We start from the raw sequence: 23005 nt of genomic DNA, 5'->3' as shown, positions 1-23005 counted from the left end.
GGCGCTGCTCCTTATCTATGTCCGAAACTCGGTTTACCGTTTGAGGTTCGTTGTTTCCTGCAACATCTCATCCACGGTCTGGATCACCGTCGCGTTCGAGGAATACGCGCGCTGGGTTTGGATCAGCGATGTCAGCTCGGTCGCGACATCGGTTGTTGATTCCTCGCGCGCGAATGAGATCAGCGAACCAGTTGGGCCCTCACCCGCATTCCACAGGAAGAAGGTCCCGCTATCGCGTGAGGGCGCGTAGGTCTGACTGTCCAGTGCTGTAAGGCCGTTGGGATTGGGGACATCCGCCAGCGGGATCTGGAACATACGGCGGCTGACGCCGGTATCATAGAGTGCATATACATAACCGTTTTCGTCCACTTGAACGCTGGTCATGGTGCCAACCGCAGCGCCATCGCGCGTGATGGAAACCGGGGCGAAGGTGTCGGACAATTGCGTGATGCCATCCGCGTCGCCGATCAGACCGATGTTTACCTCCATCGGGCCGCCCGCCACGCTGACGACAACACTGCCGGTGGCTGGATCGTAAGCGCCACCCGAAACGGCAGTCACACTTGCCAATGTCCCACCGGCGGTGCGGCTGTCGGTAAAGGTGAGTGTATATTCTCCGATCACGGCGCCGCCCGATGCCGAGTCGCGCAAGATCATTGTCCATTCGTTGCTGGAGCTTGTTGCCGGGACGGTTGGGACCAGTTCGATATCAATACTCTCGGATTTGCCCAGATTATCAAAGTATTCGACCGATAGAGGCTGCGTGTCGCCGGGGGCGCCAGCGTCGGTTGCTGTGGCGGGCAGGTTCATCCTAAGGTTCATTTGCGTTGTCGGTGCGCCTGATAGTTGATTGACGCTTAGCTGGACGGGTTCCAACGCGGCGGGCGTATCGCGTGGAACCGGGGGAATTGTACCGTCGGAGTTTGCGCGCCACCCCAGCAGAACCAGCCCGGATTCGGTGACCAGATAGCCTTGGTCATTGGTGCGAAACGAGCCAGTCGTGGTCAGCAGCATCTCATTCGAGCCGCCCACGATTTGCGAGCTAGAGCGTACCGGCAACATCCCACGGCCACGTACTGCCAAATCGGTTGAGTTGTTCGTTGTTACCAGTGAACCGCGCTGGTCGATCATACGTTGGCTGGTGGTCCTGACCCCGCCGGCGGAATAGCTGCCGCCCTGGCCCGAGGTGACCATGGAATGAAAATCCGTCTCGACCCGTTTATAGCCGAAGGTCGACGAGTTCGCGATGTTGTCGGAAATCGTCGCCAGCCTGTTGGCATTTGCCTTCAGCGCGGCGACACCGGCATTTAGCGAAGAGGAAATTGTCATCGGCACGCCCTTCTGTTGCGTCAATCAGTGATGCAACAGCTAATGCACTGCCCCTTAACAGCGCGCTAACAGGTAAAATGCGTTCTATCCTTTAGGGGTCACGCAGAAAAATCACCTCGATCCTGTTGTTACGAGGGGCCATCGGGTCATCGCTGTGCAATTTGCGGTCGGCATGGCCCGTCACCCGATCCAGCCGGGGTGGCGAAACGCCCTTATCCTGCAGCATTTGGCGCATGGACTGGGCGCGCGATGTCGACACATCCCAGGCTGGGTCATGGGCCAGAACCACCGGAGAGGCGCTGACGTGGCCTTCTACCGCAATGGGGTTGGTGACCAGATCGGATGCGCGTGCGATCAGCAAGGCCAGCGCCCGCATCACCGGTGTGGGCTTGTTGGTACCCGATTCGAACAAGGGCTGATCTTCGGTATCGAACAGCTCGACGATCAGGCCCTGATCCGTCACACGCGTGACGATGTGTTTCAGCAGCTTGTCCGACACCACGCTTTCGCCCGTGCGACCCAAGAGCTGCGCCTCTAGCGTCGAGAAATCCTGTTTAGCCCCCTTGCCATCGGCGTCCAAACCGGTGGTCCCGCGGGCTTTGCGCGCATCGGTCGGAAACCGCGCGGTGGCCCCTTTGCCATCCATCACCAGAGTTTCTTCTGAAAATACACTGTTGCCGCCAAACGCCCCGTCACCCCCGCCTGAATCGGGGCTGATCGGGATAGCAGGCGAAAAGTAATCCGCCAGCCCCTTGCGTTGTGTTTCGGTCGTTGCGTTCAGCAGCCACATCAACATGAAGAAGGCCATCATGGCCGTGACGAAGTCAGCATACGCGACCTTCCACGCGCCACCGTGATGGCCATCGCCACCCGACACACGCTTCTTCTTGATGATGATTGGCGCCGCATTGGTCTGCGCACCCATCTCCACCACCTTTTTTATCACCCGAATAAAGGCTTAGCAGCGCAGGTCTTAATGCCCGTTTAATACTTAAAACTGTTTGGATTTCGCCTTACTTCGGCAAGCTGGTTGAGGCGCGGCGCAGAATCAGAGATAGGCGATTGAAGCTGTTTTCGATCCCTTCAGGATCGGCTTTCCCCAGGAAGTCATCCAACTCCTGATGCACTTTGACGGCCTGATCCAGTATTGGGTCGGCGCCTTCGGTATATAGCCCTGCTTTGATCATCACTTCGGATTGTTCGTAGCTGCCGATCAGCTTGCGGGTTTCGGTGATCATCTGATTTTCAGCCACAGACGCCGCCGCTGGAAGGGATCGAGATACCGACCGACTCACATCAATCGCCGGAAAACGGCCGCGTTCAGCGATGTCACGACTGAGCACGATGTGTCCGTCCAACACCCCGCGCAGAATGTCGGCGACGGGTTCGTCCATGTCTGATCCGGCGACTAGAACGCTGAAAACGGCGGTGATGTCGCCTTGCTCGGGCGTGCCGGGCCCGGCGCGTTCGCAGAGTTTTGAGATCAGGGGTGTAACCGAAGGAGGGAAACCGCGCAGCGAAGGAGCTTCACCCATCGCGACGGCAATCTCACGATGGGCCTCGGCAAAGCGAGTGACCGAATCGGCCAGCAACAATACGCTCAACCCCTGATCGCGCAAATATTCGGCCACCGACATGGCCGACCAGGCGCACCGCCGCCGCGCCAAGGCAGATTGATCTGACGTAGCTGCAATTACAACCGACCGTTTCATCGCCTCAGGGCCAAGGGCATGGGTGACAAACTCATTCACCTCGCGCCCGCGCTCACCCACCAAAGCAACCACGACCACATCGGCTTGCATCGACCGGGCCAAGGTGGCCAGCAGGGTCGATTTCCCGACGCCTGAACCCGCGAACAGACCAATGCGCTGCCCGCGCACGATGGGCAGCATGGTGTTGAGCGCGGCAAGACCGGTCGCCATCCGTTCCCCCAATGGCTTGCGGTCAACAGCGGGGGGCGGGGGGTGCATGATGTCGCGTTCCTGCGTACCACCCAAAAGCGGTTTGCCATCCAGCGGTTTACCGAACGGGTCGATCACACGACCCAGCCAATGCATCCCGGGCGCAAAACTCGGCGATGGGTTCAGAATCACCCTGTCCCCCAGGCTCACCCCATCGGCTGCACCACCGGGCAGCATATGAATGTGGTCCGCGCCCACGTGCAGTACCTCGCCACTCAAATCGGGCCCGGATCGGCGGTGCAAGGTCAGCAAGTCTCCGATGCGGGCCTGATGGTTCAACCCACTGATTTCTATGGTGCCTTTCGCCACACCAGATACCAGTCCGACATGACGTACCGTGGTCATCCGGTCGAATTCGTATTTCAGAAGCATCGGGTCGAGGTCTGACATCGTGGGTTCTCCAACTGAGTTCTGAAAACTGTTTCTAAAGGAATCGGGGTTAAGCCTTGATTGAAATCGATCGAGGGAGAAGCCCCGATGTTCTATGACCTGAACGTCTTTAAGACAGCGCACGCTATGGCAACCCATGCCGGGCAACGGCAGGCTGTCATTGCGCGCAACATGGCCAATGCAGATACGCCGGGATACCAGCCCCGCGATATCGAGGCCTTCAAAACAGCCTTCGAAAAGACCGGTCCGCAAACTCAGATGATGGCCACCCGGCAGGGGCATCTGAATGGCGGCGGCATGGCTGGACACAGCTGGGCCGAGTTCGCAGCCGACCCAAGTGGTGATCCGAACGGTAACGGCGTGTCACTGGAAGAAGAGATGTTGAAAGCCGTCGACGTCAAGCGGCAGCACGATCGCGCGCTGGCAATCTATAAGTCCTCGTTGGACATTCTGCGCACCAGTTTGGGCCGCGGGTAAGCGGAGGGCGAGATGAGCGATTTTTCCCACTCCCTCACCGCCTCGGCCAGTGCTTTACGAGCACAGGCGGCCCGACTGCGTCATGTCTCCGAAAATATCTCGAACGCGGATACGCCTGGGTACCGGCGCAAGACGGTGCCGTTTGAAACCATACAGCAGGACGGCAAAGCCATGGTGCAGGCCGGACGCGTGCAACTGGATCGCCGAGATCTGCAACGTGTGCACGACCCAAGCCATCCGATGGCGGATGAAAGCGGTCATTATCTGGGCTCGAATGTCGATCTGATGATCGAGATCGCTGACGCGCGCGAAGCGCAGCGCAGCTATGAGGCCAACCTCAAGATGTTCGATCAGACGCGCAAAATGTCGTCGTCGCTAATGGAATTACTCCGGAAATAAAGGAACGCCAGAATGGATATCCGATCCCTGACCGCCGCGCAGAACTATGCCGTTGCACGCCCCGCCACGCAGGCAGACCCCGATCACGGCGCGATGGCGCAGGGGATGCGCTCGTCCTTTCAGGACTTTGCGGCCACGCTGAAACATAGTGAGCAGATGTCTCAGGCCGCAATGACAGGACAAGCGGACCCACATGCGCTGGTGCAGGCACTGGCGCAAACCGAACTGGCCGTCGAAACCGCCGTTATCGTGCGCAACAAGGTGGTTGAAGCCTATCAGGAAATCCTGCGGATGCCGGTCTGAGCGATGCTAAGCGAAGGTCTGTTCTATGACATCGTGCGTCAGGCGTTGTGGATCGCGGTGATCACCTCAATCCCCATTTTGGCCGTGGCGCTGGTGTCGGGTCTGGTCATTGGTCTGTTCCAAGCGCTTACCTCGGTTCAGGAAATGACCCTGACCTTTGTGCCCAAACTGATCGCCATTGTCGTCGTGTTCTGGATTTCCATGGGCTTCATGACCCAGACACTTGTCACCTTTTTTACGGGCACTCTGGTGCCGCTGATCGCCGGAGGTCGCTGATGGATACCGCCTATGTCACCTTATCCCGTCAATCCGGGCTGATGAATGAAATGCGGTTGGTGGCGAACAACATCGCCAATGCGAATACCACCGGCTACCGCCAGCAGGGGCTGGTGTTCTCGGAATTCATCCGCGATATGCCCAACGCGCCATCCCTGTCCATGAGCCGGGCCGAGGCGCGCAATACCTCCTTGCAGCAAGGGGTGTTGACCGAAACCGGAGGGCAGTTTGATTTCGCCATCGAGGGTGAGGGATTCTTCATGCTCGAAACGCCTGAAGGCAATCGCCTGACGCGGGCGGGCAGTTTCACACCAAATGCCCAAGGTGATCTGGTGGCCGCGGATGGTTCAGCCGTTTTGGACAGCAATGGATCACCAGTTTTCGTCCCGCCGGATGCGGCGACCATCGATGTCGGCGCGGATGGAACGCTCAGCGTGAATGGGCAGTTGCTGGGGCAGATCGGTATCTATCGGGTGGCCGATCCCACGACTTTGGTTCGTGAGGGCAACACGCGTTTTCGGCCTCAGGGCGATGTCGACCCCGTCGATGAGCCCGTTGTCCTGAATCGCTTTCTGGAAGGGTCCAACGTGAATGCGATCGAACAGGTCACGCGCATGATCGAGATTCAGCGCGCCTATGAGCTGGGCCAAAGCTTTCTGGAAACCGAGGATGCGCGCGTGCGCGGGGCCCTCGACGCGCTGATGCGCTGACCTGAACAAGGAGAAATTGATATGCGTGCTTTGAAAATCGCAGCCACAGGCATGACGGCGCAGCAGATGCGGGTAGAAACGATCTCGAACAACCTCGCCAACATGAACACCACCGGTTACAACGCCCGCCGCGCAGAATTTGCCGATTTGCACTATCAGCAGATGGCGCGTGCCGGCGCGGTCAATGCTTCGGACGGAACGGTTCTGCCGACTGGCATTCAGTTGGGTCTGGGCGTCCGACCTGCTGCCGTCACGGTGCAATTGGCACAAGGTGCGATTTCGGCCACAGGCAGCGATCTGGACGTCGCCATCGAAGGGCGCGGTTATCTGGAGGTGGCTTTGCCGAATGGGCAGTCCGCTTTCACGCGCGATGGCAGCCTGAAGCGATCCGCAGAAGGGTTGATTGTTACCTCGGACGGGTTTGCCGTGGCGCCTGAGATCACGATTCCTGATGACGCACGGTCGATCTCGATCAACGTATCTGGTGAAGTCTACGCCTATTTCGACGACACGCCCGAAGGGCAGCTGCTGGGCGAGTTTTCACTCGCCAGTTTCTCCAATGCCAAAGGTCTTGAGGCAATCGGAAGCAACCTGTTCAAGGAAACCGAAGCCTCGGGCGCACCAATCCAGGGTGTGCCTGGCGAGGATGGGCTTGGGACCTTGCGACAGGGTTATCTGGAAGACAGCTCGGTCGATGCTGTGCGTGAGGTCACTGAACTGATCGAAGCGCAACGCGGGTATGAGATGAACGCCAAGGTCATCACCGCCGTCGATCAGATGATGAGCGCCACAACACAGGTGCGCTGATGAGGGGTCTTGGTCTGATCTTCCTGATCGCGGCGCCGATAACTGCACTTGCGGATATCGTGGTTCCGACCCGCACAATACGCGCGAAAGAGATCATCTCGGCCGCCGATCTGGAGTTGAAACACACTGACATGCCCGGCGCTGTAAGCGACCCTGCGGAGCTGATCGGGTTTGAAGCACGGGTCGCCCTGTATCCGGGCCGACCGGTGCGCGCAGCAGATGTCGGCCCACCGGCCATCGTGGATCGGAATGATCTGGTGGTCTTGGTCTTTAATCGGCAACCCCTGTCGATCAGCACTGAGGGGCGGGCCCTTGGGCGCGGCGCCGTGGGTGAGCGTATCCGGGTCATGAACCTGTCGTCCCGCACAACGGTCACTGGTCTGATCCGGCCCGATGGTCAAATCGAGGTGAAGTAATGTCTGGACTGTCTAAACCCCTTCTGCTGACGATTTTCGCGCTTTCGGCCTGTAGCCGTTTTGATCACTTGGGCAAACCGCCCAGCTTTACACCCAAAGACGACTCACCCGAGCAGGTGGCGATGCTGTGGCCTGGATTGCCTTTGCACACTCAAACCCAGCGCGCGGTGGATAGGTCGTCGCTCTGGAGTGGTGGTCAGCAATCCCTTCTGGGTGATCAAAGGGCGATCAAGAAAGGTGATATTCTGACGGTCGTCATTGAGCTGGACGAAGAGGCGGAATTCTCGAACAATACCAGCCGCTCGCGTTCGGGTTCGGAATCCCTTGAGGTTCCTAACCTGTTCGGCCTGCCTCAGCGCGCAGAAGACCACTTGCCCGAAGGGGTAACGTTGGAAGACGCGGTTGGGATTGAATCCGATTCCGCCAGTTCCGGCCGCGGATCGGTCCGGCGAAACGAGAAGCTGACCTTGCGGGTCGCCGCGACCGTGCTGGATGTGTTGCCAAACGGTGTTTTGTCGATATCGGGATCGCAGGAATTGCGCGTCAACTTTGAATTGCGAGAGCTTTTGGTTGCTGGCTATGTGCGCCCTCAGGATATCTCGCGCAAGAACGAGATCACATATGACAAAATCGCGTCCGCGCGCGTGTCTTACGGTGGGCGTGGCCAGATCACCGATGTTCAACAACCGCGCCTGGGTCAGCAAGTGCTCGACTCGCTTTTGCCCTTCTGAGGACTGCAGATGATGAAAATCTTGCTTCCAGTCGTGTTTCTTGTGCTGGGTCTGGGCGCCGGAATCGGCGCCGGGGCGTTCCTAATGCCTGAAAAAGCACCCGAGGCGGTTTCCGAGGATAAAGAGACCAAGGAAAAGCCAGTTAAAGGCGACAAGAAAGACAAAAATGATAAGAAAAAGGCTTCGAAAAAACCATCGAAAGACGATGAACCGGGTGGTTTTGAGTATCTAAAGCTACCCAAACAGTTTGTTGTTCCTGTGGTCAAAGATGATCAGATCACAGCGATGGTAACAATGTCTCTCAGCATTGAGGCTGATCCGGCTATCACCGAAACATTTTATGCCATGGAGCCCAAGCTGAGGGACAGGTTTTTGCAGGTGCTTTTTGATCATGCCAATACCGGCGGCTTTGATGGGATATTCACCGAGTCAGACAATCTGACCGTTTTGCGGAAAGCGCTGCTCGAGGTCGCGCGCAAGGATTTGGGATCGGATGTCTCTCAGGTGTTGATCATGAGCGTGAACCGGCAAGATGGTTGAACTCGCTCCGGCCTGACCGGTTGCAGTCAGGCCTTCAAAGGTTCGAGCGCGTCTTGTCTTTTGTCTTTTGCTTCGCATACCGCATGGTCTTGGATACAGATGCGATGGCCTGCTGGCGCCCAAAGGCAGTTCGAAGCTGTTCCATAGCGGCCAGTTTCTGTGCACGCACACGGGCCAGCTCCATGTTTAACTGGCGTCGTGTCGCAGATTCCCAGGCGTTCCAAAGGATATCTGTTCCCGATACACGGTAGCCTTCGGCTCCTGCACTGTCCTGTCGTGCCAGTGTCACCTGATGATCCAACCGCACCAACTGCTTTTGCACCAGTGCTTCTGCTTCGATCACCGGGCGCAGCGCCTGATGTTGCTTCTGGAACATCGCATCGGTTGCCATTTGCAGGGCCGAGAGTTTTTTCAGGTTCATCGGATCTGACCTTTCGCCCGTTTGCGCATTGCTTCGGCAAATCGGATCGCAGCCGCGACGGGGCGGTAGTGTTCCTCTGGAACTTCCTGGCCGATCTCCACCGTCGCATGCAGGGCACGGGCTGTCGGTGGGTCTGAATGGATGGGAACGCCTGCCTCACTGGCGGCGGATCTGATTGCGGCTGCAACCTCATCCACGCCTTTGGCCACGCAAACGGGTGCGGAACCCGGTGCGCGCGACCATTTGAGGGCTACGGCAAAATGGGTCGGGTTGACGATTATGACATCCGCCGAGGGTACGTCAGACATCATCTGGTTGGTTGCGATATCCTGCGCGCGCTGGCGTCTCTGCTGTTTTACATGCGGATCGCCCTCCGCGTCTTTGGTTTCATCCTGTATCTCTTTCCGGGACATACGGTTTTTGCGCATATGCTCGGCATATTGCCAGATGTAATCGATGACGCCGATGGCCAGCGCGATGGTGATCACGATGAATAGAAACCGAAACAGAAGGTTCATCATCAACAGGATCGACGATTTCGAGGGGGCCGCGCTTGCTGAAACAATCTCGGTCAGGTTCGCCTTCAGGAACAAGGCCAAGCAGGTGCCGTAGATCAGCAGTTTCGAAAAGCTCTTGGCAAACTCGAACAACCCGCCGCGCCCGAACTTGTTCTTTGCATTCGACACGATTGAAATGCGCGATAACTTGGGTTTCAGTTTGGTTGGCGCAAAGATCAGTGCGCGCTGGGCGATCAGGCTTAGCAGGACCGCTGCCGCAGGGATCGCAAAAAGCAGAGATACTGGTATCAGGGCACCTCGCAACAATCCGGCAACTGGAGCCGTGGCGGGTCCGGTTGTCAGCAACTGAGCCAATTTGTCCGATTGATCAATCATGACCATAAACAACGTGCCCAGATGCTGAGCCGTATACTGACCGGCGGCCAGCAGCGCGATGATCAGGCCGGTATAGCCGGCAACCACTGATAGGTCGCTGGATTTTGCCACCTCACCTTTTTCACGCGCTTTCTGAAGCTTCTGCGGGGTGGGTTCGAATGACTTATCGCTGTCATCATCCGATGCGCTCATGGTGTACCCCCGGCTGGGTTGATCAGAAAACCGTTCAGGGCGTCAGACCAGACTGACAAGATCAGCGGCGCACCAGCAAAGAGCAGAAACAGGCCTGCGAATGTGATCGCAGGGGCACCGACAAAGGCGACCATAAGCTGCGGCATCGCGCGGTTGATGACACCCAGAGCAAGATTGTAGATCAGCGAGGCGATCACGAACGGGGCCGCCAATGCAAAGGCGAGTTTAAAACTGGACGAAATCTGAGCGACCCCCCATCGCGACAGGTCCGAAGGGGCGGGAAGGCTGCCCATCGGGAACATGGCGTAGCTTTGGATCAAGAACTGGGCAGCGCGGACATGCAGCCCCAGAATGACCGCCAGTGTCAGCCCGGCCAGCATCAGAAAGTACCCCATCGCTGGAAGCGGGTCGGCAGCCGCGCCACCCAGCAATTGCGACAGCGATGTGCATTGCGCGGCGATGGCTCCGGCGGTTTGCAGGGCCAGAACAAACAGGCGTAGCCCGATACCAAGGACCATTCCGACTAGAACCTCCGTCCCCACAAGGCGCACCATGGGCAGAAAGCCGGGTGCAAGGTCTGGTGGCTGAACGGCGGGTAAGATGATCAGTGTGAAGGCAATCGAAATGCCCAGCTTCACACGCACTGGAATGCTGCGTTCTCCGAAAGCGGGCAGCAGAGATACAAAGGCAGAAACCCGCAGAAAGACTGCAAACAAATGCCATAGATTTTGGCCGATCTGCCCTAACAGCTCTGGTGGTAAGGCGATCATGCAGGAATGGTTCCGACCAGGGACGGGCGTGCCTCCAGCCCGATCTCTTCAAACGACAGAACCGGGTTTGCGATGCCCCGCGCCTGCACGATCGTGCGCAGTAACCGGCGGCGCCGGGTCGAGGTTACGACAGCCGGAAACAGCCCGCTATCTGCGGATTTTGCTACGCTGCTGACCACGCCATCGGCCAGTTTGTTGAACAGATTGGGGGGTAGCGCCACGTCTAGCGCGGCATTGGGTGCGTCGATCTGATAGCTGGCGAACGTATCCTCCCACTCCGGCGCAAGCTGGATCAGGGGGATCGATCCGTCTTCGCGCTTCATTTCGGCGACCAGCTGGAAGCCAAGCCGCTGGCGGACAATCTCGCAAATCCCCTCGGGTTGGGTGGTGGTCAGCCGTGCCTCGGCCACGCTTTCCAGGATCAGGGCCATGTTGCGGATCGAGACACGCTCGTCCAGCAACAGGCGCAGCACCGCGTGCAGCGTGTCGATCGGCACTTTGTCCGGAATCAGTTCGTCCAGCAGTTTCTTATTGGCCTCGGCCCGAACCGGATCGCTCAGCCGGGTCATTTCCGAGAGAAGGCGCCGCAGCGATTTCAGCGTCAACAGGCGCGAGAAGTTCTGTTTGATGATCTCCAGCAGATGGGTCGCCAGAATCTCGGGCGGTGAGACGATGGTGGCGCCACTTAGCACGGCGTCCTCCTGATCTTTGGGCAGAATCCAACGCGCAGGTGCGCCATAGACAGGTTCGGTCACGTCATTGCCGTCGGGCAGCAGGTCAAACCCGTCCTGTACCAGCGCCATAACCAGATCGGGGTTCAACACGCCACGGGCCTGTTCTACGCCCTGCACCTTGATCACATAAGTACCCTTAGGCAACTCGGCGCGGTCGGTCAGGCGAATTTCGGGTAGGATCAAGCCAAAGGTCGAGGCAACATAGGTTCGCATATTGGCGATCCGTGCATCCAACCCAGTGCCTTGGTTCAGCACCATGCTGACAAGATCGGGCGCAAATTCCAGATGGACATCGTCGAGGTCCAGAATATCCCCGATGGCTTGCGATACCGGTGCGTCTGCCTCGTTTGATTGAGGTTCTGGCACAAGTGCCGCTGCCTTCTGGCTGCGATGCACATGATACGCAGTATAGCCCAGCACGCCCGCGCCCAGGATAAACGGCAAAAACGGCAGGCCCGGCACCAGGGCAAACAGAACCATCAGCACTGCCACGGTAGCGAGTGCTGCGGGATGCTTGCCCAGTTGTGAGAAAATCGCGTTGTCGGTGGCACCTTGGGTGCCCCCGCGCGCTAACAAAAGGGCAGAGGCGATTGAGATGATCACGGCTGGGATTTGCGAGACCAGCCCGTCGCCAACGGTCAGGATGGCATAGGTCTCGAACGCGGACGTCACTGGCATTCCATGCACGATAACGCCCATCACCAGGCCCATGACAAGGTTCAGAAGCGTGATCAGAAGCCCGGCAACCGCATCCCCTTTGACGAATTTTGAGGCCCCATCAAGCGAGCCGAAAAAGGTGGTTTCCTGCTGCTCGCGCTCACGCCTTTCTTTGGCTTGCTGGTGATCGATGGCCCCAGCGGACATATCGCTGTCGATGGCCAGCTGTTTGCCGGGCATCCCATCCAGCGCAAAGCGGGCCCCAACCTCGGCCATGCGGGCGGCGCCCTTGGTGATGACCATGAAATTCACGATCAGCAGGACGCCGAACACCACGAGGCCCAGAAAGATGCTACCGCCCATCACGAAATTGGCAAAGCCTTCTATCACGCCCCCGGCGGCGTTGGGCCCGGTATGGCCCTGACCGATGATCAGCTTAGTCGAGGACACGTTCAACGACAGTCGCAGCATCAATGAGGCTAGCAGGATCGTCGGGAAGGACGAAAAATCCAGCGGGCGTTCAATGAACAGGGTCAGCGTAAAGATCAGAATGGCCAGCGCGAAAGAGGCAGCCAGCCCCACATCCAGCACCCAGGCGGGCATGGGCAGGATCATCATCACGATGATGGTCATCAGCGCCAGCGCCAGCAAAACGGTGGGCGAGAACAGGGATCGGGCGTCGATCTTGGGCAAGCTGAACTCCTAGTTGAAGGCGATGAAGGCTGTGGCGGATGTGCCGCTGGGAACCAGTGATCCCAGCATGCCCTGCCCGGATTGTGCGGGTTGAAGCGGGATCAGCGGGGTGGCAGTGCCCGTGAATGGATCACGCGACATCCCCGTAGCTCGTGCCGCTGCCGCAGTATCCAACTGGGCCAACACAGTTTGGAACCGGCCTTTGTAGGCGCGTGCCAGTTCGGGTGTGCGCGAATGATAGGCCCCTGCAGCGGCGGGCCAGGAGCCCAGCTCGGCATACAGGTCCTTCAGAAACCGTGCGGCATAAAGGGCGTTTTCATCCGGGTTGAACATCGCGTCGATGGAGCGGAAAGCCGTGCCGTGCCAACGATAATTGAGCTGGAAACACCCGACGTCAAAGCTGCGCGTGCCCGCTTTGAATACGCTAAACACATAAGATTTGGCTTCGATCTCAGTGTCGAACCAAACCCCTTGCCCCTCGACATTGATGGTCCAGGGCCAAGGGGTGTAGTGGCCGCCAAAGCTGCGACCGGTTTCAACTCGCGTGATCGCGCGCAGCACCTCCAGCGGCACATCTTCAGTCACTGACGCCCTACGTGCCGCCTGATCGCAGATATCGCCGGTGCGCGCATCGGGCAGGGCAAAACCCGCCTGTGCGGTCAGCACCTGCGAGAATAGAAGGGAAAACAAAAACAAGCGCGTTGGCATTCTGCCGGTCCGGGATTCTGATCTGTCCCGGCCAAGCTAGCCAAGCATTGGTTTACAGCCGGTTATCGAGCGCTCATTTCCGGTCGATGCGCCGACCGAACACCACGCTGGTATTGGTGCGCAATACGCCGGGGATTTTGGCCAGATCATCAACCAGAATATCTAGATCTTCGATCCGGGGGGCCTCGGCAGAGAGCAGCAAGTCAAACTCGCCATTGATGGATAGGCAGCGCTTGACCTCAGGATAGGTTTCCAGCCGTTTGATGATACGGGTGGTTTCCTTTTGCTGCACCTCAAGCAGTACAATCACCTGCACCCGAGGCGCGTCATCGGCAGTGTTCAGAACAACGGAATAGCCCGCAATCACGCCGCGTTCTTCCATGCGTTTAATCCGCTCGTGCACTGTGGTGCGGGCTAAGCCCAGCTTTGCTGCGATGGTCGTGGTTGTGTCACGGGCGTTGTGTTGAAGGGCCGCGATGATGCGGCGGTCAATCTGATCCATGAGATCTCCGGCATGGGGTCACACTGGTGTAAAGCAGGTTGGCACGGTGGCTCAAGGCTTCTGCGTCGCCTGGGGACGTTCGGAGCGTGGCCAGATCGACAGGGCGATGACCAGGCCAAGACTGGCAGCGCTGGCCATGCCAGCCAGAGCGATTGTTGCCCCAAACCGAGTCATCAGCCAACCAGCTAGCGGGTACAGAACCAGCCAACAGGCGTGCGATAGCGTGAATTGGGCGGCGAAGGTGGCGGGGCGATCCTCGGGACTGGCCGATCGGGTCAGCAAACGGCCTGAGGGCGTCATGGACATGGAATACCCTAACCCGGCCAGCGCCCAAAGCCCGGTCAGCATGGGCAGCGTCACGATTGTGGAGCTTGATACAAAAGCTGCAAGCACCATCGTGGTCGTGCCAATTGTGGCGCCAGTCAACATGACCCGTCGATCCGGCACCCGATCCAACAAGGGCGGTAACAGAAACGCTGCGATCATCGATCCTCCGCCGAATCCTGCTAGCGCAATGGCCACGGCACTTTCCGACAGGCCCAGATCGGATCGCACCAGGACCACCGTATTCACGATGACCATCGAACTGATCGCCGCAGCGCACCAACTGAGCGCCAGCAGACCGCGCAGGCGGGGTGTCGCCAGATAGAGGCGGATGCCACGTGTGGTCCGATCATAAATACCTTTGCGCCCCGACGGCCTGGGCGATGGCAGGATGACCGAGACCACCAGAAGGGCCGAGGCGATAAAGCCAAGGCTTGTGCCTAAAAACAGAGTGTTGAAGCTGACAAACAGCAGCAATAGCGCCGCCAACATCGGGCTCAGCAGGCTTTCAAGGTCATAAGCCAGGCGCGACAGAGACAGAGCGCGGGTATAGTCGTGCTCATCCGTCAGGACATCGGGGATTGTGGCCTGAAAAGCCGGGGTGAACCCTGCCGAGGCGGATTGCAGCACAAAGATCAGGACAAAGACCTGCCAGATATCCGTGACAAAGGGCAGGCAGAGGGCAACAGCTGCGCGAACAAGGTCGAGAACCACTAGCAGTTTGCGCCGGTCAAGCTGTTCGGCAAAGGCTGCCGCAAGCGGGGCGATGGTCACATAAGCGATCATCTTGATGGTCAGTGCCGTGCCCAGCACAAGCCCCGCGGCCTCGCCCGCCAGATCATAGGCCAGAAGGCCAAGCGCTATTGTTGCCAACCCCGTTCCCGTCAGGGCAACGACCTGCGCCGCCAGCAGATGGCGATAGGTTCGGTCGTGCAGAACGCTGAGCATAGGTCAGACATGCTCCGTAAGGAATGCGAGCGTCAATGGCCACTATCGTGTTCGGACAGGATACGACCACCGGGGATATTGGCTATTATGTGCCACTATCCAACAATTTAGGCGGATAACAAGACGCTTTGACCTTACAAGCCGGACGGCGTTGAGTTTGACGACCAAACCGCCTATCTCGGGGTGCGAGACCGCACAAAGGACAAATCCGTGGCGAACCATCTGTACAACAACGACCTGCCAGACGGGCTGGACCTGGGGCCTGTCGTGGCCATCGACTGTGAAACCATGGGGTTGAACCCACATCGGGATCGCCTGTGTGTGATTCAGATGTCCGGAGGGGACGGCAACAGCCATATCATTCAAGTTGAAAAGGGGCAGACCGAGGCCCCGAACCTGTGCGCTATGCTGGAAAATCCCAATGTGTTGAAACTGTTCCACTTTGGCCGGTTCGATATCGCGGCGATGTATCATGCGTTTGGGGCGCTGGCGGCTCCGGTCTACTGCACCAAAATCGCCAGCCGTCTGGTGCGCACCTATACCGACCGTCATGGGCTCAAGAACCTCTGTCAGGAGCTGATCGGCGTAGACATCTCGAAACAACAGCAGATGAGCGATTGGGGCGCGGAAACCCTGACCGAGGCGCAGTTGGATTATGCCGCGTCCGACGTTCTGTATCTGCATCAACTGCGCGACGCTTTGGACGGGCGTCTGGCCCGCGAAGGTCGGACCGAGATGGCGCAGGCCTGTTTTGATTTCCTTCCGATGCGTGCGAAACTTGACCTCGCAGGTTGGCCCGAAACGGATATTTTTGCGCACTCATGACCGATACCGAAGCATTCCTGAAGACAGCCCGCCAGGTTGTCACCGACGAGGCCCGCGCGCTGGATGTGCTGGCCGACAGTCTGGACGCGCATTTTGCCGAAGCGATCCAGATGATCCTAAAGGCCACGGGCCGTCTGATTGTCAGCGGGATCGGTAAATCCGGACATATCGGTCACAAGATCGCAGCAACTCTGGCCAGCACGGGCACGCCTGCCTATTTCGTGCATCCAGCTGAGGCGAGCCATGGCGATCTGGGCATGGTGTCGAAAGGCGATGTGGTTCTGGCGATCTCCAACTCTGGCGAAGCGCCGGAATTGGCCAACCTGTTGGCCTTTACCCGTCGGTTTGGCATTCCACTGATTGGTCTGTCCAGCAAGCCTGAGAGCTCATTGATGAAACAGGCGGATGTGCATTTGCTGATCCCGTCAATGGGTGAGGCCTGCGGGTTCGGTATGGTGCCTTCGATCTCGACGACATTGACCCTGGCCATGGGCGATGCGCTGGCGATTGCGTTGATGAAGTACCGGGATTTCAAGCCCGAGAACTTTCGCGACTTTCATCCCGGCGGCAAGCTGGGCGCGCAGCTGAGCAAGGTGCGGGACTTAATGCATACGGATATGCCGGTTGTGACCTCAGATACTCCGATGAGTGATGCCCTGCTTGTCATGAGCCAAAAAAGCTTTGGTGTTGTGGGGGTCACTGACGAGGCTGGCCGCCTGTTGGGCATCGTCACGGATGGTGACTTGCGTCGGAACATGGATGGTTTGCTGGAGAAATCCACCCGAGAGGTGATGACCCGCGACCCGATGACGATCGCGCCCAATGCCTTGGCTGAAGAAGCGGTGGCCATCATGAATGACCGCAAAATCACCTCACTTTTCGTGGTTGATCCTGACGCAGATGGGCAGGCGCAGGGGCTGCTGCATATTCACGACTGTCTGCGCGTCGGTCTGGGTTAAGGAGAGGCTGAGGTGGACCGCTATTCCCGCATGGTACAGTTCCTGAAGGTTCTGTTGCCGCTTGCGGCGATTTTGATGCTGTCCACCGTATTCCTTCTGTCGCGCAGCATCGAAACCAATGTCTCGGGTCCGTTTACGCAGCAGGACATCGATGCGCGTCTGGCCGAACAAGTGGTCACGCAACCAGATTATCGCGGTACTACCCGCAAGGGCGAAGACGTGCAGATCGGCGCTACAAAGGCAACGCAAGGCACCGAAGGGTCAGTGCCGACAGCCTCAGAGTTTCGTGGCCGGTTTGGGTTGTTAAGCGGCGGCGCAATCACGCTGGATTCGAATTCAGGAATGATCCGCCCCGATAAAGGCACAGCGACCTTTGTGGGTGATGTGGTGATCATGACGGCAGATGGGATCGAAGTCACCACCGATTTGCTAAACACCGCATTGGATGAAATCCGGGGCGATACGCCTGGCCACGTGAACGGAACCGGCCCCATCGGTGATTTTTCGGCGGGCCGCATGACCTTCGGGGCAGAAAAAAAGGACGGCCCGGTCCATATTCTTTTTACAGACGGCGTGAAGCTGGTGTATGAGCCTCAGAAAGCAGAAAGATAACCTGTGTTTGATTTTCGTTTCGCCCTTTTGAGTTTAGCGCTTGTAACAGGTGCTGTTTCTGCAGTTGCGCAGCAGGCGCAGGTGGCTTTTGGGGCCACGCGCGCGGACCCGACCCTGCCCGTCGAGGTGACCTCGGAAACTCTGAATGTGAACCAACAGGACGGTACCGCCGAGTTTGTCGGCAATGTGGTTGTCGTGCAGGGTGAAATGCGGCTGACGGCCGAGCGTGTTCTGGTGATCTACAATCAGGAACGATCCGCCATTGATCGGCTGGAAGCGACCGAGAACGTGGTTTTGGTCAGCCCGCCTGACGCTGCCGAAGGCGATTGGGCCGAATACACTATCGACAGCGGTGTGATCGTAATGCGGGGCAATGTGTTGCTGACCCAGGGCCCCAGCGTGATCAGTGGCGATCAGATGAATGCAAACCTGACCACAGGCACTGCAACCATGACCGGCCGGGTCAAAACGATCCTGCAGCAGGGGAACAACTGATGGCGCGTCCCCAACTGTCCGTCGCCGAAGGCAATTCCGGGCTTCGGATTGAAAAGCTGCGCAAGTCCTACCGGAAGAAAACCGTAATTCGCGATGTGTCGATGACGCTTGACCGGTCCGAAGTTGTCGCATTGTTGGGCCCAAATGGGTCAGGCAAAACCACGACATTCTATTCTGTGGCCGGGCTGGTCTTTCCCGAAGCAGGCACAGTGACGATTGACGGTCAGAATGTGACCACATTGCCGATGTATCGTCGTGCCCGGATGGGGATCGGATATCTGCCGCAAGAGATGTCGATTTTCCGCGGCATGAGTGTCGAGGACAACATCGCCTCGGTTCTCGATATCACTGTCAACCATGCGCACCGCCGCAAAGAGCGGCTGGAAGAACTGCTTTCAGATTTTTCCATCGAACATCTGCGCCGTGCGCCAGCGCTGGCCTTGTCCGGCGGCGAGCGGCGCCGGGTTGAGATCGCGCGCTGTCTGGCGGCTGATCCGAAGTATCTGCTGTTGGACGAACCCTTTGCAGGTGTGGACCCGATCAGTGTGGGCGATATTCGCCATCTGGTCGCGGATTTGAAAAAGCGAGGGATTGGGGTTTTGATCACCGATCACAACGTCCGTGAAACACTGGAAATCGTTGATCGCGCCTATATCCTGCATGACGGTCAGGTTCTGATGTCCGGCACGCCGGGTGAAGTGGTGGAAAACGAAAACGTGCGCCGCGTCTATCTGGGCGAAAACTTCCGAATTTCATAGGCTTGCGCGGAAATGCGCCGGGCGCATGGCGGAAATCGCGTATATACGCTCTTGTTTTGATTGACTCTTCCGCCGCCTCTTGGCTCAATTGGGCCATGGCATTTATTCGGTTCCAGACTGGATCTCGATGTCCCTTCCCCGAAGGGTCGGGTCAACAGCAACCGATCAGAATGTCGATACCCCCCACCCGATAAAAACAAGTACGTTGCGCGACGCAACGTCAAAATGGGTGTGAATTGTGAAGGAGATCACATGCGTTACCAAATCAGCGGAAAACAGATCGACATCGGCGCGGCCCTGCAAAACCACGTGCAGACCGAGCTGGGCGAGGTCGTTGGCAAATATGCCCAGCGTCCAACTGACGCCAACGTCGTCTTTTCCCGTTCAGCGCATGAATATGTTTGCGAAACCACTGTCCACTTGTCGACGGGCCTGACGGCGCAGGCCAAAGCCCATGCGACCGAGATCTACGCAGCGTTCGAGGGGTGCTGCGACAAGATGGAAACACAATTGCGCCGTTATAAGCGCCGTCTGAAAGACCATCACAAAGATCGGTCCGAGCCGGTTGAACTCTTTGGAGCGTCCTCTTATATCCTCGCCTCTGACGAATCGGACACGGCAGATGAACCCGAATCGCTGCAGCCCATGATTGTGGCTGAGATGGAAACAAAGATCCCATCGCTCAGCGTCGGTGAGGCCGTTATGCAAATGGAACTTGCTGGCGCCCCGGTGCTGGTGTTCAGAAATGAAAACAAGGATGGATTGAATGTCGTGTATCGTCGGGACGACGGTAACATCGGCTGGATCGATCCTTAACAGGCAAGATTGAAAAGGCGGGGCCCCGCATTTGCCGGGCCCGCTACGGAGCATGATCATGGAGCTTTCGAGCATTCTGAAGCCCGAAGCAGTACGTGTTTTGTCAGCAGCTTCCAGCAAGAAGCGGCTGTTTCAGGAAATCGGTGAGGTCGCCTCGGCAACGCTGGGTCTTGAGGCCCAGTCAATCGTTGATTGCCTGCTGGAGCGTGAAAGCCTTGGCCCAACAGGTGTTGGCCATGGCGTGGCTTTGCCGCATGCGCGCCTGCCCGATATAGCTGGCGTATCCGGCGTATTTGTAATGCTGGAAAAACCAATCGATTTTGGATCGGTTGATCGTCAACCGGTGGACATCGCCTTTTCCTTGTTCGCCCCCGAAGAGGCGGGCGCAGATCATCTGAAGGCGTTGGCCCTTGTGTCGCGTACGCTGCGTGACAGTTCGGTCTGTGCAAAGCTGCGCGCCAACCCTGATCCGGTCAAGCTTTATGCTATTTTGACCGAAGCACAGTCGATGCAAGCTGCTTAAAGACCTGATGAAAATATGAAGCCCCCGAAATTCGGGGGCTTTTCTTGTTTATGGTATTCGCGGATCAGCCGCCGGTACCCATTTCCAGCGTCCACCAGATTTTCCCGCCATTTTCCTGATGCCAGGCAAAACCCATCTGGGTCGCCTTGGGGTCCATGATCACCGCGCGTGGGCCGGATTCCTGCATCCAGGCAGCAAGGGTTTCGGTTTCGGTTTCGTAGGTTTCCGAGATCGCTTCGCCCAGGAACGTCCCGAAATATCCAACCCGAGCGGCGCGGTCGATGGGTGATGAGCCATCCGACCCAAAGTGCCAAGGGCGATTCTGCCGAGCCATATCCTTAGAGTGGGTCGCCGCAGCCGCATTCAGCTGTGCGTTCAGCTGAACGGCCTGTAACCCTTGAGCCTGGCGCAGCGCGTTGACCGAATCCAGCATCCGGAATTGCAGCTTTTCGGGGTTGCCGCGAATTTTATATACCGTGGGCAAGGGGCGGCCATCGGCACCCAGAGTTGTGGACTGTGGGGTGGTACATGCCGCCAGCGCGACAAAGCAAAGCAAGAGTAAAGAAACGATACGCGTCATGATCGACCTGATGTTTGTGTCGTTAACGGGCATACCGCGCCAGACAGTGCGGGGCAAACTCCCAATGTCACAGGGCCGCATGATTCTGCCGGTTTGATTTGCGACTGAAGCATTCTGGCAATAGAATGCCCAAAATTTCAGAACTCGCCCTCGCAAAGGACCGCACTCATGGTCAAGAAACGCATTTCCTCTCAGACCCGCCGGGGTTTCCTGTCTGGCGCGGCTGCCATGGTAGCAAGCCCGGCGCTGGCGCAATACATCCCTGGCGATCCGTTGCGCCCCGCGCCCGAGCCCGAAGCCGCGGTTCGCCGCAATGTCTCGGGATTCCGGGCGCTGGACTGGCAGCCTTACTTCTCGAACACCAGAAACGGGGCCATTCTGGTCGATACTGTGTCGCGAGCGCTGCATTATTGGTCAGATGACCAAACTGTGTACAAACTCTACCCGTCATCGGTGCCTTTGACCGAAGAAATGACCCGCCGTGGCCGTACCAGCGTCATTCGCAAGGTCGAGGGTCCAAGCTGGGCACCGACCCCTTCGATGAAGAAGCGGAATCCTGAATGGCCTGACTATATCCCGCCCGGACCAGATAACCCATTGGGAACACATGCTTTATATCTGGGGTGGAAGTACTATCGCATCCACGGAACGCATGACACGCGCAAAATTGGCCGGAAATCGTCGAACGGCTGCATCGGTCTGTTCAACGAAGACATTGCCGAACTGTTTTCGATGGCCAAGGTCGGCACGCAAGTGTTGCTAATTTGACGACATTTTCGCGCAGCTGGTGGCTTAGCGTTCAAGTTGCAATTGCATTCCAACCGCTTTGCTGATTAGAAAAAAACCACGAGGTAAGTCTTAGATGCGCGTTCCAAAGAATTGGAATCGCGCAAATTCTGGAGGTTAATATGAAAAAACTCGTTCTCGCCGCTGCTCTGACTGCTGCTGCTTCGACCGCATATGCGGGCAACCTGGAAGAGCCGGTTGTTGAAGCACCTGTTGTTGTTGAAGAAACTCAGGGTTCTTCGCAGGGCATCCTGCTGCCGCTGATCCTGCTGGTCGTTGTGGCCGCAGCTGTTGCAGCTGGCTAAGCTTACGAGCTTTATCCAGAGAAAAGGCGGTGGATCGCTCCACCGCCTTTTTTCATGCCTGAAAGGTGGGGCTGACTAGTCCAGCCAACCGCTCAGATTGTCTTCGATAATCTTGCCCAGCGCTGAAATGTGCGAATCGTCATCATTGAGGCAGGGAATGTAGGTGAAGCTTTCACCGCCCGCCTCTTCGAAGCTTTCCTTGATCTCTTCGTTGATCTCTTCCAGCGTTTCGATGCAATCGGCGGAAAAGGCCGGGGCGATCACGGCGATGTTCTTTTTGCCCTGACGCGCCAGATCAGCCACGTGATCCACTGTATAGGGCTTCAACCATTCCTCGGGCCCGAACCGGGACTGGAAAGTGGACACAATCTGATCATCCGACCAGCCAAGGCGTTCTTTCAGCAGCCTGGATGTCTTGACGCACTGGCAGTGATAAGGATCGCCCTGTTGCAGATAGCGCTCGGGCATCCCGTGATAGGAACAGACAAGTGTATCCGGCTTGGCGTCCATGGCGGCATAGGCTTGCTCGACCGATTGCGCCAGCGCCTCGATATAGGCGGGCTCGTCGTAATAGGCGGGAACGGTTCGGCTGGCCGGTTGCCAGGCCTCCTCCATCAGCGCGCGAAAGAACTGATCATTGGCAGTGGCTGTCGTTGCCCCGGCATAATGCGGATAAAGCGGAAAAAACAGGATGCGATCGCAGCCCTCTGCCACCATCTGGCGTACCTTGGATTTGGTCGACGGGTTGCCATAGCGCATGCAGAAATCGACCATCACCTGATCCCCATAGCGTGTCTGCATCGCATCGCGCAGCTTGGCGGTTTGATCCTTGGTGATCGTCATCAACGGGCTTTCGCCCTTGTCGTGGTTCCAGATCGACTTATACGCCTCGCCCGAACTGAAAGGGCGTTTGGTCAGGATGATGCCCTGCAAGATCGGTTGCCACTTCCATTTGGGATAGTCGATTACACGTTGATCCGACAGAAACTCGTTCAGATAGCGTCGCATTGGCCAGTAGCTGTAGTCATCCGGCGTACCCAGGTTGGCGAGCAAGATACCCACGCGCCCCATTTTGACTTTGGGGTGATCGGCTGGAGCATGCGCAGGGCGAATTGCATCGAACATTTGGGTCTTCCTGAGTTTTTGCATTCTGGCCTGAGATAAA

30 protein-coding genes are annotated in these 23005 nt (G+C 57.7%); 18 read left to right on the top strand and 12 right to left on the bottom strand.

Annotated elements, in window-relative coordinates; genetic code table 11:
* Nucleotides 1-33: 33 nt before the first annotated feature.
* From ACR0JX_RS18345 to ACR0JX_RS18335, 3 genes are all read right to left on the bottom strand, one after another.
* A complete protein-coding gene (locus ACR0JX_RS18345; RefSeq protein WP_480545207.1) occupies nt 34-1329 on the bottom strand; it encodes a flagellar hook protein FlgE in 1296 nt (431 codons plus the stop codon).
* 91 nt (nt 1330-1420) lie between these two features.
* Nucleotides 1421-2254, bottom strand: coding sequence for a flagellar motor protein MotB (locus ACR0JX_RS18340; RefSeq protein WP_353012684.1), 834 nt, complete (start codon nt 2252-2254; stop codon nt 1421-1423).
* 88 nt (nt 2255-2342) lie between these two features.
* Complete coding sequence (locus tag ACR0JX_RS18335; protein WP_480545258.1) at nt 2343-3662, bottom strand: FliI/YscN family ATPase; 1320 nt, start codon at nt 3660-3662, stop codon at nt 2343-2345.
* Between the two features lie 105 nt (nt 3663-3767).
* Between ACR0JX_RS18335 and ACR0JX_RS18330 the strand changes: the two genes are divergently transcribed.
* The 9 genes from ACR0JX_RS18330 to ACR0JX_RS18290 are packed head-to-tail and all read left to right on the top strand — an operon-like array spanning nt 3768 to nt 8339.
* Nucleotides 3768-4157 carry a FlgB family protein gene (locus tag ACR0JX_RS18330; RefSeq protein ID WP_480545206.1) on the top strand — a complete coding sequence of 130 codons (390 nt, stop codon included), beginning with the start codon at nt 3768-3770 and terminating at the stop codon, nt 4155-4157.
* A gap of 12 nt (nt 4158-4169) precedes the next feature.
* On the top strand, nt 4170-4556 hold the full coding sequence (gene flgC, locus ACR0JX_RS18325) for a flagellar basal body rod protein FlgC (protein WP_480545205.1): 387 nt from the start codon (nt 4170-4172) through the stop codon (nt 4554-4556).
* 12 nt (nt 4557-4568) lie between these two features.
* Nucleotides 4569-4859 carry a flagellar hook-basal body complex protein FliE gene (gene fliE, locus ACR0JX_RS18320; RefSeq protein WP_480545204.1) on the top strand — a complete coding sequence of 97 codons (291 nt, stop codon included), beginning with the start codon at nt 4569-4571 and terminating at the stop codon, nt 4857-4859.
* A 3-nt stretch (nt 4860-4862) separates the two neighbouring features.
* Nucleotides 4863-5135 (top strand): flagellar biosynthetic protein FliQ, encoded by a 273-nt coding sequence (locus tag ACR0JX_RS18315; protein ID WP_480545203.1) that lies wholly within the window; start codon nt 4863-4865, stop codon nt 5133-5135.
* A complete protein-coding gene (locus tag ACR0JX_RS18310) occupies nt 5135-5845 on the top strand; it encodes a flagellar hook-basal body complex protein (protein ID WP_480545202.1) in 711 nt (236 codons plus the stop codon). The genes ACR0JX_RS18315 and ACR0JX_RS18310 overlap by 1 nt, the downstream gene beginning before the upstream one ends.
* Nucleotides 5846-5866: 21 nt before the next feature.
* The gene (flgG, locus tag ACR0JX_RS18305; protein ID WP_480545201.1) at nt 5867-6652 is read left to right on the top strand and encodes a flagellar basal-body rod protein FlgG; all 786 of its coding nucleotides are present in this window, start codon (nt 5867-5869) and stop codon (nt 6650-6652) included.
* On the top strand, nt 6652-7068 hold the full coding sequence (flgA, locus tag ACR0JX_RS18300) for a flagellar basal body P-ring formation chaperone FlgA (protein WP_480545200.1): 417 nt from the start codon (nt 6652-6654) through the stop codon (nt 7066-7068). Before flgG ends, flgA begins: the two co-directional genes overlap by 1 nt.
* Nucleotides 7068-7799, top strand: a complete 732-nt coding sequence (flgH, locus tag ACR0JX_RS18295) for a flagellar basal body L-ring protein FlgH (RefSeq protein ID WP_480545199.1) — start codon at nt 7068-7070, stop codon at nt 7797-7799. Before flgA ends, flgH begins: the two co-directional genes overlap by 1 nt.
* Before the next feature lie 9 nt (nt 7800-7808).
* Complete coding sequence (locus ACR0JX_RS18290) at nt 7809-8339, top strand: flagellar basal body-associated protein FliL (protein WP_480545198.1); 531 nt, start codon at nt 7809-7811, stop codon at nt 8337-8339.
* A 34-nt stretch (nt 8340-8373) separates the two neighbouring features.
* Here the strand turns inward: ACR0JX_RS18290 and ACR0JX_RS18285 are convergent, their stop codons facing one another.
* The 7 genes from ACR0JX_RS18285 to ACR0JX_RS18255 form a co-directional block, all read right to left on the bottom strand.
* Nucleotides 8374-8760, bottom strand: a complete 387-nt coding sequence (locus tag ACR0JX_RS18285; protein ID WP_480545197.1) for a hypothetical protein — start codon at nt 8758-8760, stop codon at nt 8374-8376.
* Nucleotides 8757-9845 carry a flagellar type III secretion system protein FlhB gene (flhB, locus tag ACR0JX_RS18280; protein WP_480545196.1) on the bottom strand — a complete coding sequence of 363 codons (1089 nt, stop codon included), beginning with the start codon at nt 9843-9845 and terminating at the stop codon, nt 8757-8759. Before flhB ends, ACR0JX_RS18285 begins: the two co-directional genes overlap by 4 nt.
* Nucleotides 9842-10615 carry a flagellar biosynthetic protein FliR gene (locus tag ACR0JX_RS18275; protein ID WP_480545195.1) on the bottom strand — a complete coding sequence of 258 codons (774 nt, stop codon included), beginning with the start codon at nt 10613-10615 and terminating at the stop codon, nt 9842-9844. Before ACR0JX_RS18275 ends, flhB begins: the two co-directional genes overlap by 4 nt.
* On the bottom strand, nt 10612-12639 hold the full coding sequence (gene flhA, locus ACR0JX_RS18270) for a flagellar biosynthesis protein FlhA (protein ID WP_480545257.1): 2028 nt from the start codon (nt 12637-12639) through the stop codon (nt 10612-10614). Before flhA ends, ACR0JX_RS18275 begins: the two co-directional genes overlap by 4 nt.
* Nucleotides 12640-12708: 69 nt before the next feature.
* Entirely contained in the window at nt 12709-13407 is a 699-nt protein-coding gene (locus ACR0JX_RS18265; RefSeq protein WP_480545194.1) for a transglycosylase SLT domain-containing protein, read from the bottom strand.
* A 73-nt stretch (nt 13408-13480) separates the two neighbouring features.
* On the bottom strand, nt 13481-13909 hold the full coding sequence (locus ACR0JX_RS18260) for an Lrp/AsnC family transcriptional regulator (protein ID WP_480545193.1): 429 nt from the start codon (nt 13907-13909) through the stop codon (nt 13481-13483).
* A gap of 51 nt (nt 13910-13960) precedes the next feature.
* Nucleotides 13961-15181 carry an MFS transporter gene (locus ACR0JX_RS18255; RefSeq protein ID WP_480545192.1) on the bottom strand — a complete coding sequence of 407 codons (1221 nt, stop codon included), beginning with the start codon at nt 15179-15181 and terminating at the stop codon, nt 13961-13963.
* Between the two features lie 210 nt (nt 15182-15391).
* On the opposite strand from ACR0JX_RS18255, the gene ACR0JX_RS18250 reads away from it, so the two are divergent.
* The 7 genes from ACR0JX_RS18250 to ACR0JX_RS18220 all read left to right on the top strand — a co-directional run bounded on the left by ACR0JX_RS18250 (nt 15392) and on the right by ACR0JX_RS18220 (nt 20169).
* Entirely contained in the window at nt 15392-16006 is a 615-nt protein-coding gene (locus tag ACR0JX_RS18250; RefSeq protein ID WP_480545191.1) for a ribonuclease D, read from the top strand.
* On the top strand, nt 16003-16965 hold the full coding sequence (locus ACR0JX_RS18245) for a KpsF/GutQ family sugar-phosphate isomerase (RefSeq protein ID WP_480545190.1): 963 nt from the start codon (nt 16003-16005) through the stop codon (nt 16963-16965). The genes ACR0JX_RS18250 and ACR0JX_RS18245 overlap by 4 nt, the downstream gene beginning before the upstream one ends.
* A 12-nt stretch (nt 16966-16977) precedes the next feature.
* Complete coding sequence (locus ACR0JX_RS18240; RefSeq protein WP_480545189.1) at nt 16978-17577, top strand: LPS export ABC transporter periplasmic protein LptC; 600 nt, start codon at nt 16978-16980, stop codon at nt 17575-17577.
* A gap of 3 nt (nt 17578-17580) precedes the next feature.
* Nucleotides 17581-18072, top strand: a complete 492-nt coding sequence (locus ACR0JX_RS18235; protein ID WP_480545188.1) for an LptA/OstA family protein — start codon at nt 17581-17583, stop codon at nt 18070-18072.
* The gene (gene lptB, locus ACR0JX_RS18230) at nt 18072-18830 is read left to right on the top strand and encodes an LPS export ABC transporter ATP-binding protein (RefSeq protein WP_170537150.1); all 759 of its coding nucleotides are present in this window, start codon (nt 18072-18074) and stop codon (nt 18828-18830) included. Before ACR0JX_RS18235 ends, lptB begins: the two co-directional genes overlap by 1 nt.
* 252 nt (nt 18831-19082) lie before the next feature.
* Complete coding sequence (gene hpf, locus ACR0JX_RS18225) at nt 19083-19646, top strand: ribosome hibernation-promoting factor, HPF/YfiA family (RefSeq protein WP_170537148.1); 564 nt, start codon at nt 19083-19085, stop codon at nt 19644-19646.
* Nucleotides 19647-19704: 58 nt separating this feature from the next.
* Nucleotides 19705-20169, top strand: a complete 465-nt coding sequence (locus tag ACR0JX_RS18220; protein ID WP_480545187.1) for a PTS sugar transporter subunit IIA — start codon at nt 19705-19707, stop codon at nt 20167-20169.
* 64 nt (nt 20170-20233) lie between these two features.
* Here the strand turns inward: ACR0JX_RS18220 and dalA are convergent, their stop codons facing one another.
* Complete coding sequence (gene dalA / locus ACR0JX_RS18215) at nt 20234-20749, bottom strand: divisome-associated lipoprotein DalA (RefSeq protein ID WP_353012623.1); 516 nt, start codon at nt 20747-20749, stop codon at nt 20234-20236.
* Between the two features lie 168 nt (nt 20750-20917).
* Between dalA and ACR0JX_RS18210 the strand changes: the two genes are divergently transcribed.
* Nucleotides 20918-21517 carry a L,D-transpeptidase gene (locus ACR0JX_RS18210; protein WP_480545186.1) on the top strand — a complete coding sequence of 200 codons (600 nt, stop codon included), beginning with the start codon at nt 20918-20920 and terminating at the stop codon, nt 21515-21517.
* Between the two features lie 140 nt (nt 21518-21657).
* On the top strand, nt 21658-21840 hold the full coding sequence (locus ACR0JX_RS18205) for a hypothetical protein (RefSeq protein WP_170455786.1): 183 nt from the start codon (nt 21658-21660) through the stop codon (nt 21838-21840).
* Between the two features lie 75 nt (nt 21841-21915).
* Here ACR0JX_RS18205 and hemH read toward each other — a convergent pair whose 3' ends face one another.
* Nucleotides 21916-22965 carry a ferrochelatase gene (hemH, locus tag ACR0JX_RS18200; protein WP_480545185.1) on the bottom strand — a complete coding sequence of 350 codons (1050 nt, stop codon included), beginning with the start codon at nt 22963-22965 and terminating at the stop codon, nt 21916-21918.
* Between the last annotated feature and the right edge of the window lie 40 nt (nt 22966-23005).

The organism is Ruegeria sp. AH7, from assembly GCF_056541325.1.
This window is presented reverse-complemented; position numbering and strand designations above follow the sequence as displayed.

Bases quoted from the DNA above. Each gene is read 5' to 3' on its own strand.
- flhA (WP_480545257.1), bottom strand. From the start codon at position 12,639: ATGACCATCATCGTGATGATGATCCTGCCCATGCCCGCCTGGGTGCTG.
- ACR0JX_RS18345 (WP_480545207.1), bottom strand. From the start codon at position 1,329: ATGACAATTTCCTCTTCGCTAAATGCCGGTGTCGCCGCGCTGAAGGCA.
- ACR0JX_RS18220 (WP_480545187.1), top strand. From the start codon at position 19,705: ATGGAGCTTTCGAGCATTCTGAAGCCCGAAGCAGTACGTGTTTTGTCA.
- flgG (WP_480545201.1), top strand. From the start codon at position 5,867: ATGCGTGCTTTGAAAATCGCAGCCACAGGCATGACGGCGCAGCAGATG.
- flgA (WP_480545200.1), top strand. From the start codon at position 6,652: ATGAGGGGTCTTGGTCTGATCTTCCTGATCGCGGCGCCGATAACTGCA.
- ACR0JX_RS18310 (WP_480545202.1), top strand. From the start codon at position 5,135: ATGGATACCGCCTATGTCACCTTATCCCGTCAATCCGGGCTGATGAAT.
- ACR0JX_RS18285 (WP_480545197.1), bottom strand. From the start codon at position 8,760: ATGAACCTGAAAAAACTCTCGGCCCTGCAAATGGCAACCGATGCGATG.
- hemH (WP_480545185.1), bottom strand. From the start codon at position 22,965: ATGTTCGATGCAATTCGCCCTGCGCATGCTCCAGCCGATCACCCCAAA.
- ACR0JX_RS18265 (WP_480545194.1), bottom strand. From the start codon at position 13,407: ATGCCAACGCGCTTGTTTTTGTTTTCCCTTCTATTCTCGCAGGTGCTG.
- ACR0JX_RS18330 (WP_480545206.1), top strand. From the start codon at position 3,768: ATGTTCTATGACCTGAACGTCTTTAAGACAGCGCACGCTATGGCAACC.
- ACR0JX_RS18205 (WP_170455786.1), top strand. From the start codon at position 21,658: ATGAAAAAACTCGTTCTCGCCGCTGCTCTGACTGCTGCTGCTTCGACC.
- lptB (WP_170537150.1), top strand. From the start codon at position 18,072: ATGGCGCGTCCCCAACTGTCCGTCGCCGAAGGCAATTCCGGGCTTCGG.
- dalA (WP_353012623.1), bottom strand. From the start codon at position 20,749: ATGACGCGTATCGTTTCTTTACTCTTGCTTTGCTTTGTCGCGCTGGCG.
- flgC (WP_480545205.1), top strand. From the start codon at position 4,170: ATGAGCGATTTTTCCCACTCCCTCACCGCCTCGGCCAGTGCTTTACGA.
- ACR0JX_RS18315 (WP_480545203.1), top strand. From the start codon at position 4,863: ATGCTAAGCGAAGGTCTGTTCTATGACATCGTGCGTCAGGCGTTGTGG.
- flhB (WP_480545196.1), bottom strand. From the start codon at position 9,845: ATGAGCGCATCGGATGATGACAGCGATAAGTCATTCGAACCCACCCCG.
- ACR0JX_RS18245 (WP_480545190.1), top strand. From the start codon at position 16,003: ATGACCGATACCGAAGCATTCCTGAAGACAGCCCGCCAGGTTGTCACC.
- ACR0JX_RS18210 (WP_480545186.1), top strand. From the start codon at position 20,918: ATGGTCAAGAAACGCATTTCCTCTCAGACCCGCCGGGGTTTCCTGTCT.
- ACR0JX_RS18255 (WP_480545192.1), bottom strand. From the start codon at position 15,181: ATGCTCAGCGTTCTGCACGACCGAACCTATCGCCATCTGCTGGCGGCG.
- fliE (WP_480545204.1), top strand. From the start codon at position 4,569: ATGGATATCCGATCCCTGACCGCCGCGCAGAACTATGCCGTTGCACGC.
- hpf (WP_170537148.1), top strand. From the start codon at position 19,083: ATGCGTTACCAAATCAGCGGAAAACAGATCGACATCGGCGCGGCCCTG.
- ACR0JX_RS18275 (WP_480545195.1), bottom strand. From the start codon at position 10,615: ATGATCGCCTTACCACCAGAGCTGTTAGGGCAGATCGGCCAAAATCTA.
- flgH (WP_480545199.1), top strand. From the start codon at position 7,068: ATGTCTGGACTGTCTAAACCCCTTCTGCTGACGATTTTCGCGCTTTCG.
- ACR0JX_RS18290 (WP_480545198.1), top strand. From the start codon at position 7,809: ATGATGAAAATCTTGCTTCCAGTCGTGTTTCTTGTGCTGGGTCTGGGC.
- ACR0JX_RS18340 (WP_353012684.1), bottom strand. From the start codon at position 2,254: ATGGGTGCGCAGACCAATGCGGCGCCAATCATCATCAAGAAGAAGCGT.
- ACR0JX_RS18260 (WP_480545193.1), bottom strand. From the start codon at position 13,909: ATGGATCAGATTGACCGCCGCATCATCGCGGCCCTTCAACACAACGCC.
- ACR0JX_RS18335 (WP_480545258.1), bottom strand. From the start codon at position 3,662: ATGCTTCTGAAATACGAATTCGACCGGATGACCACGGTACGTCATGTC.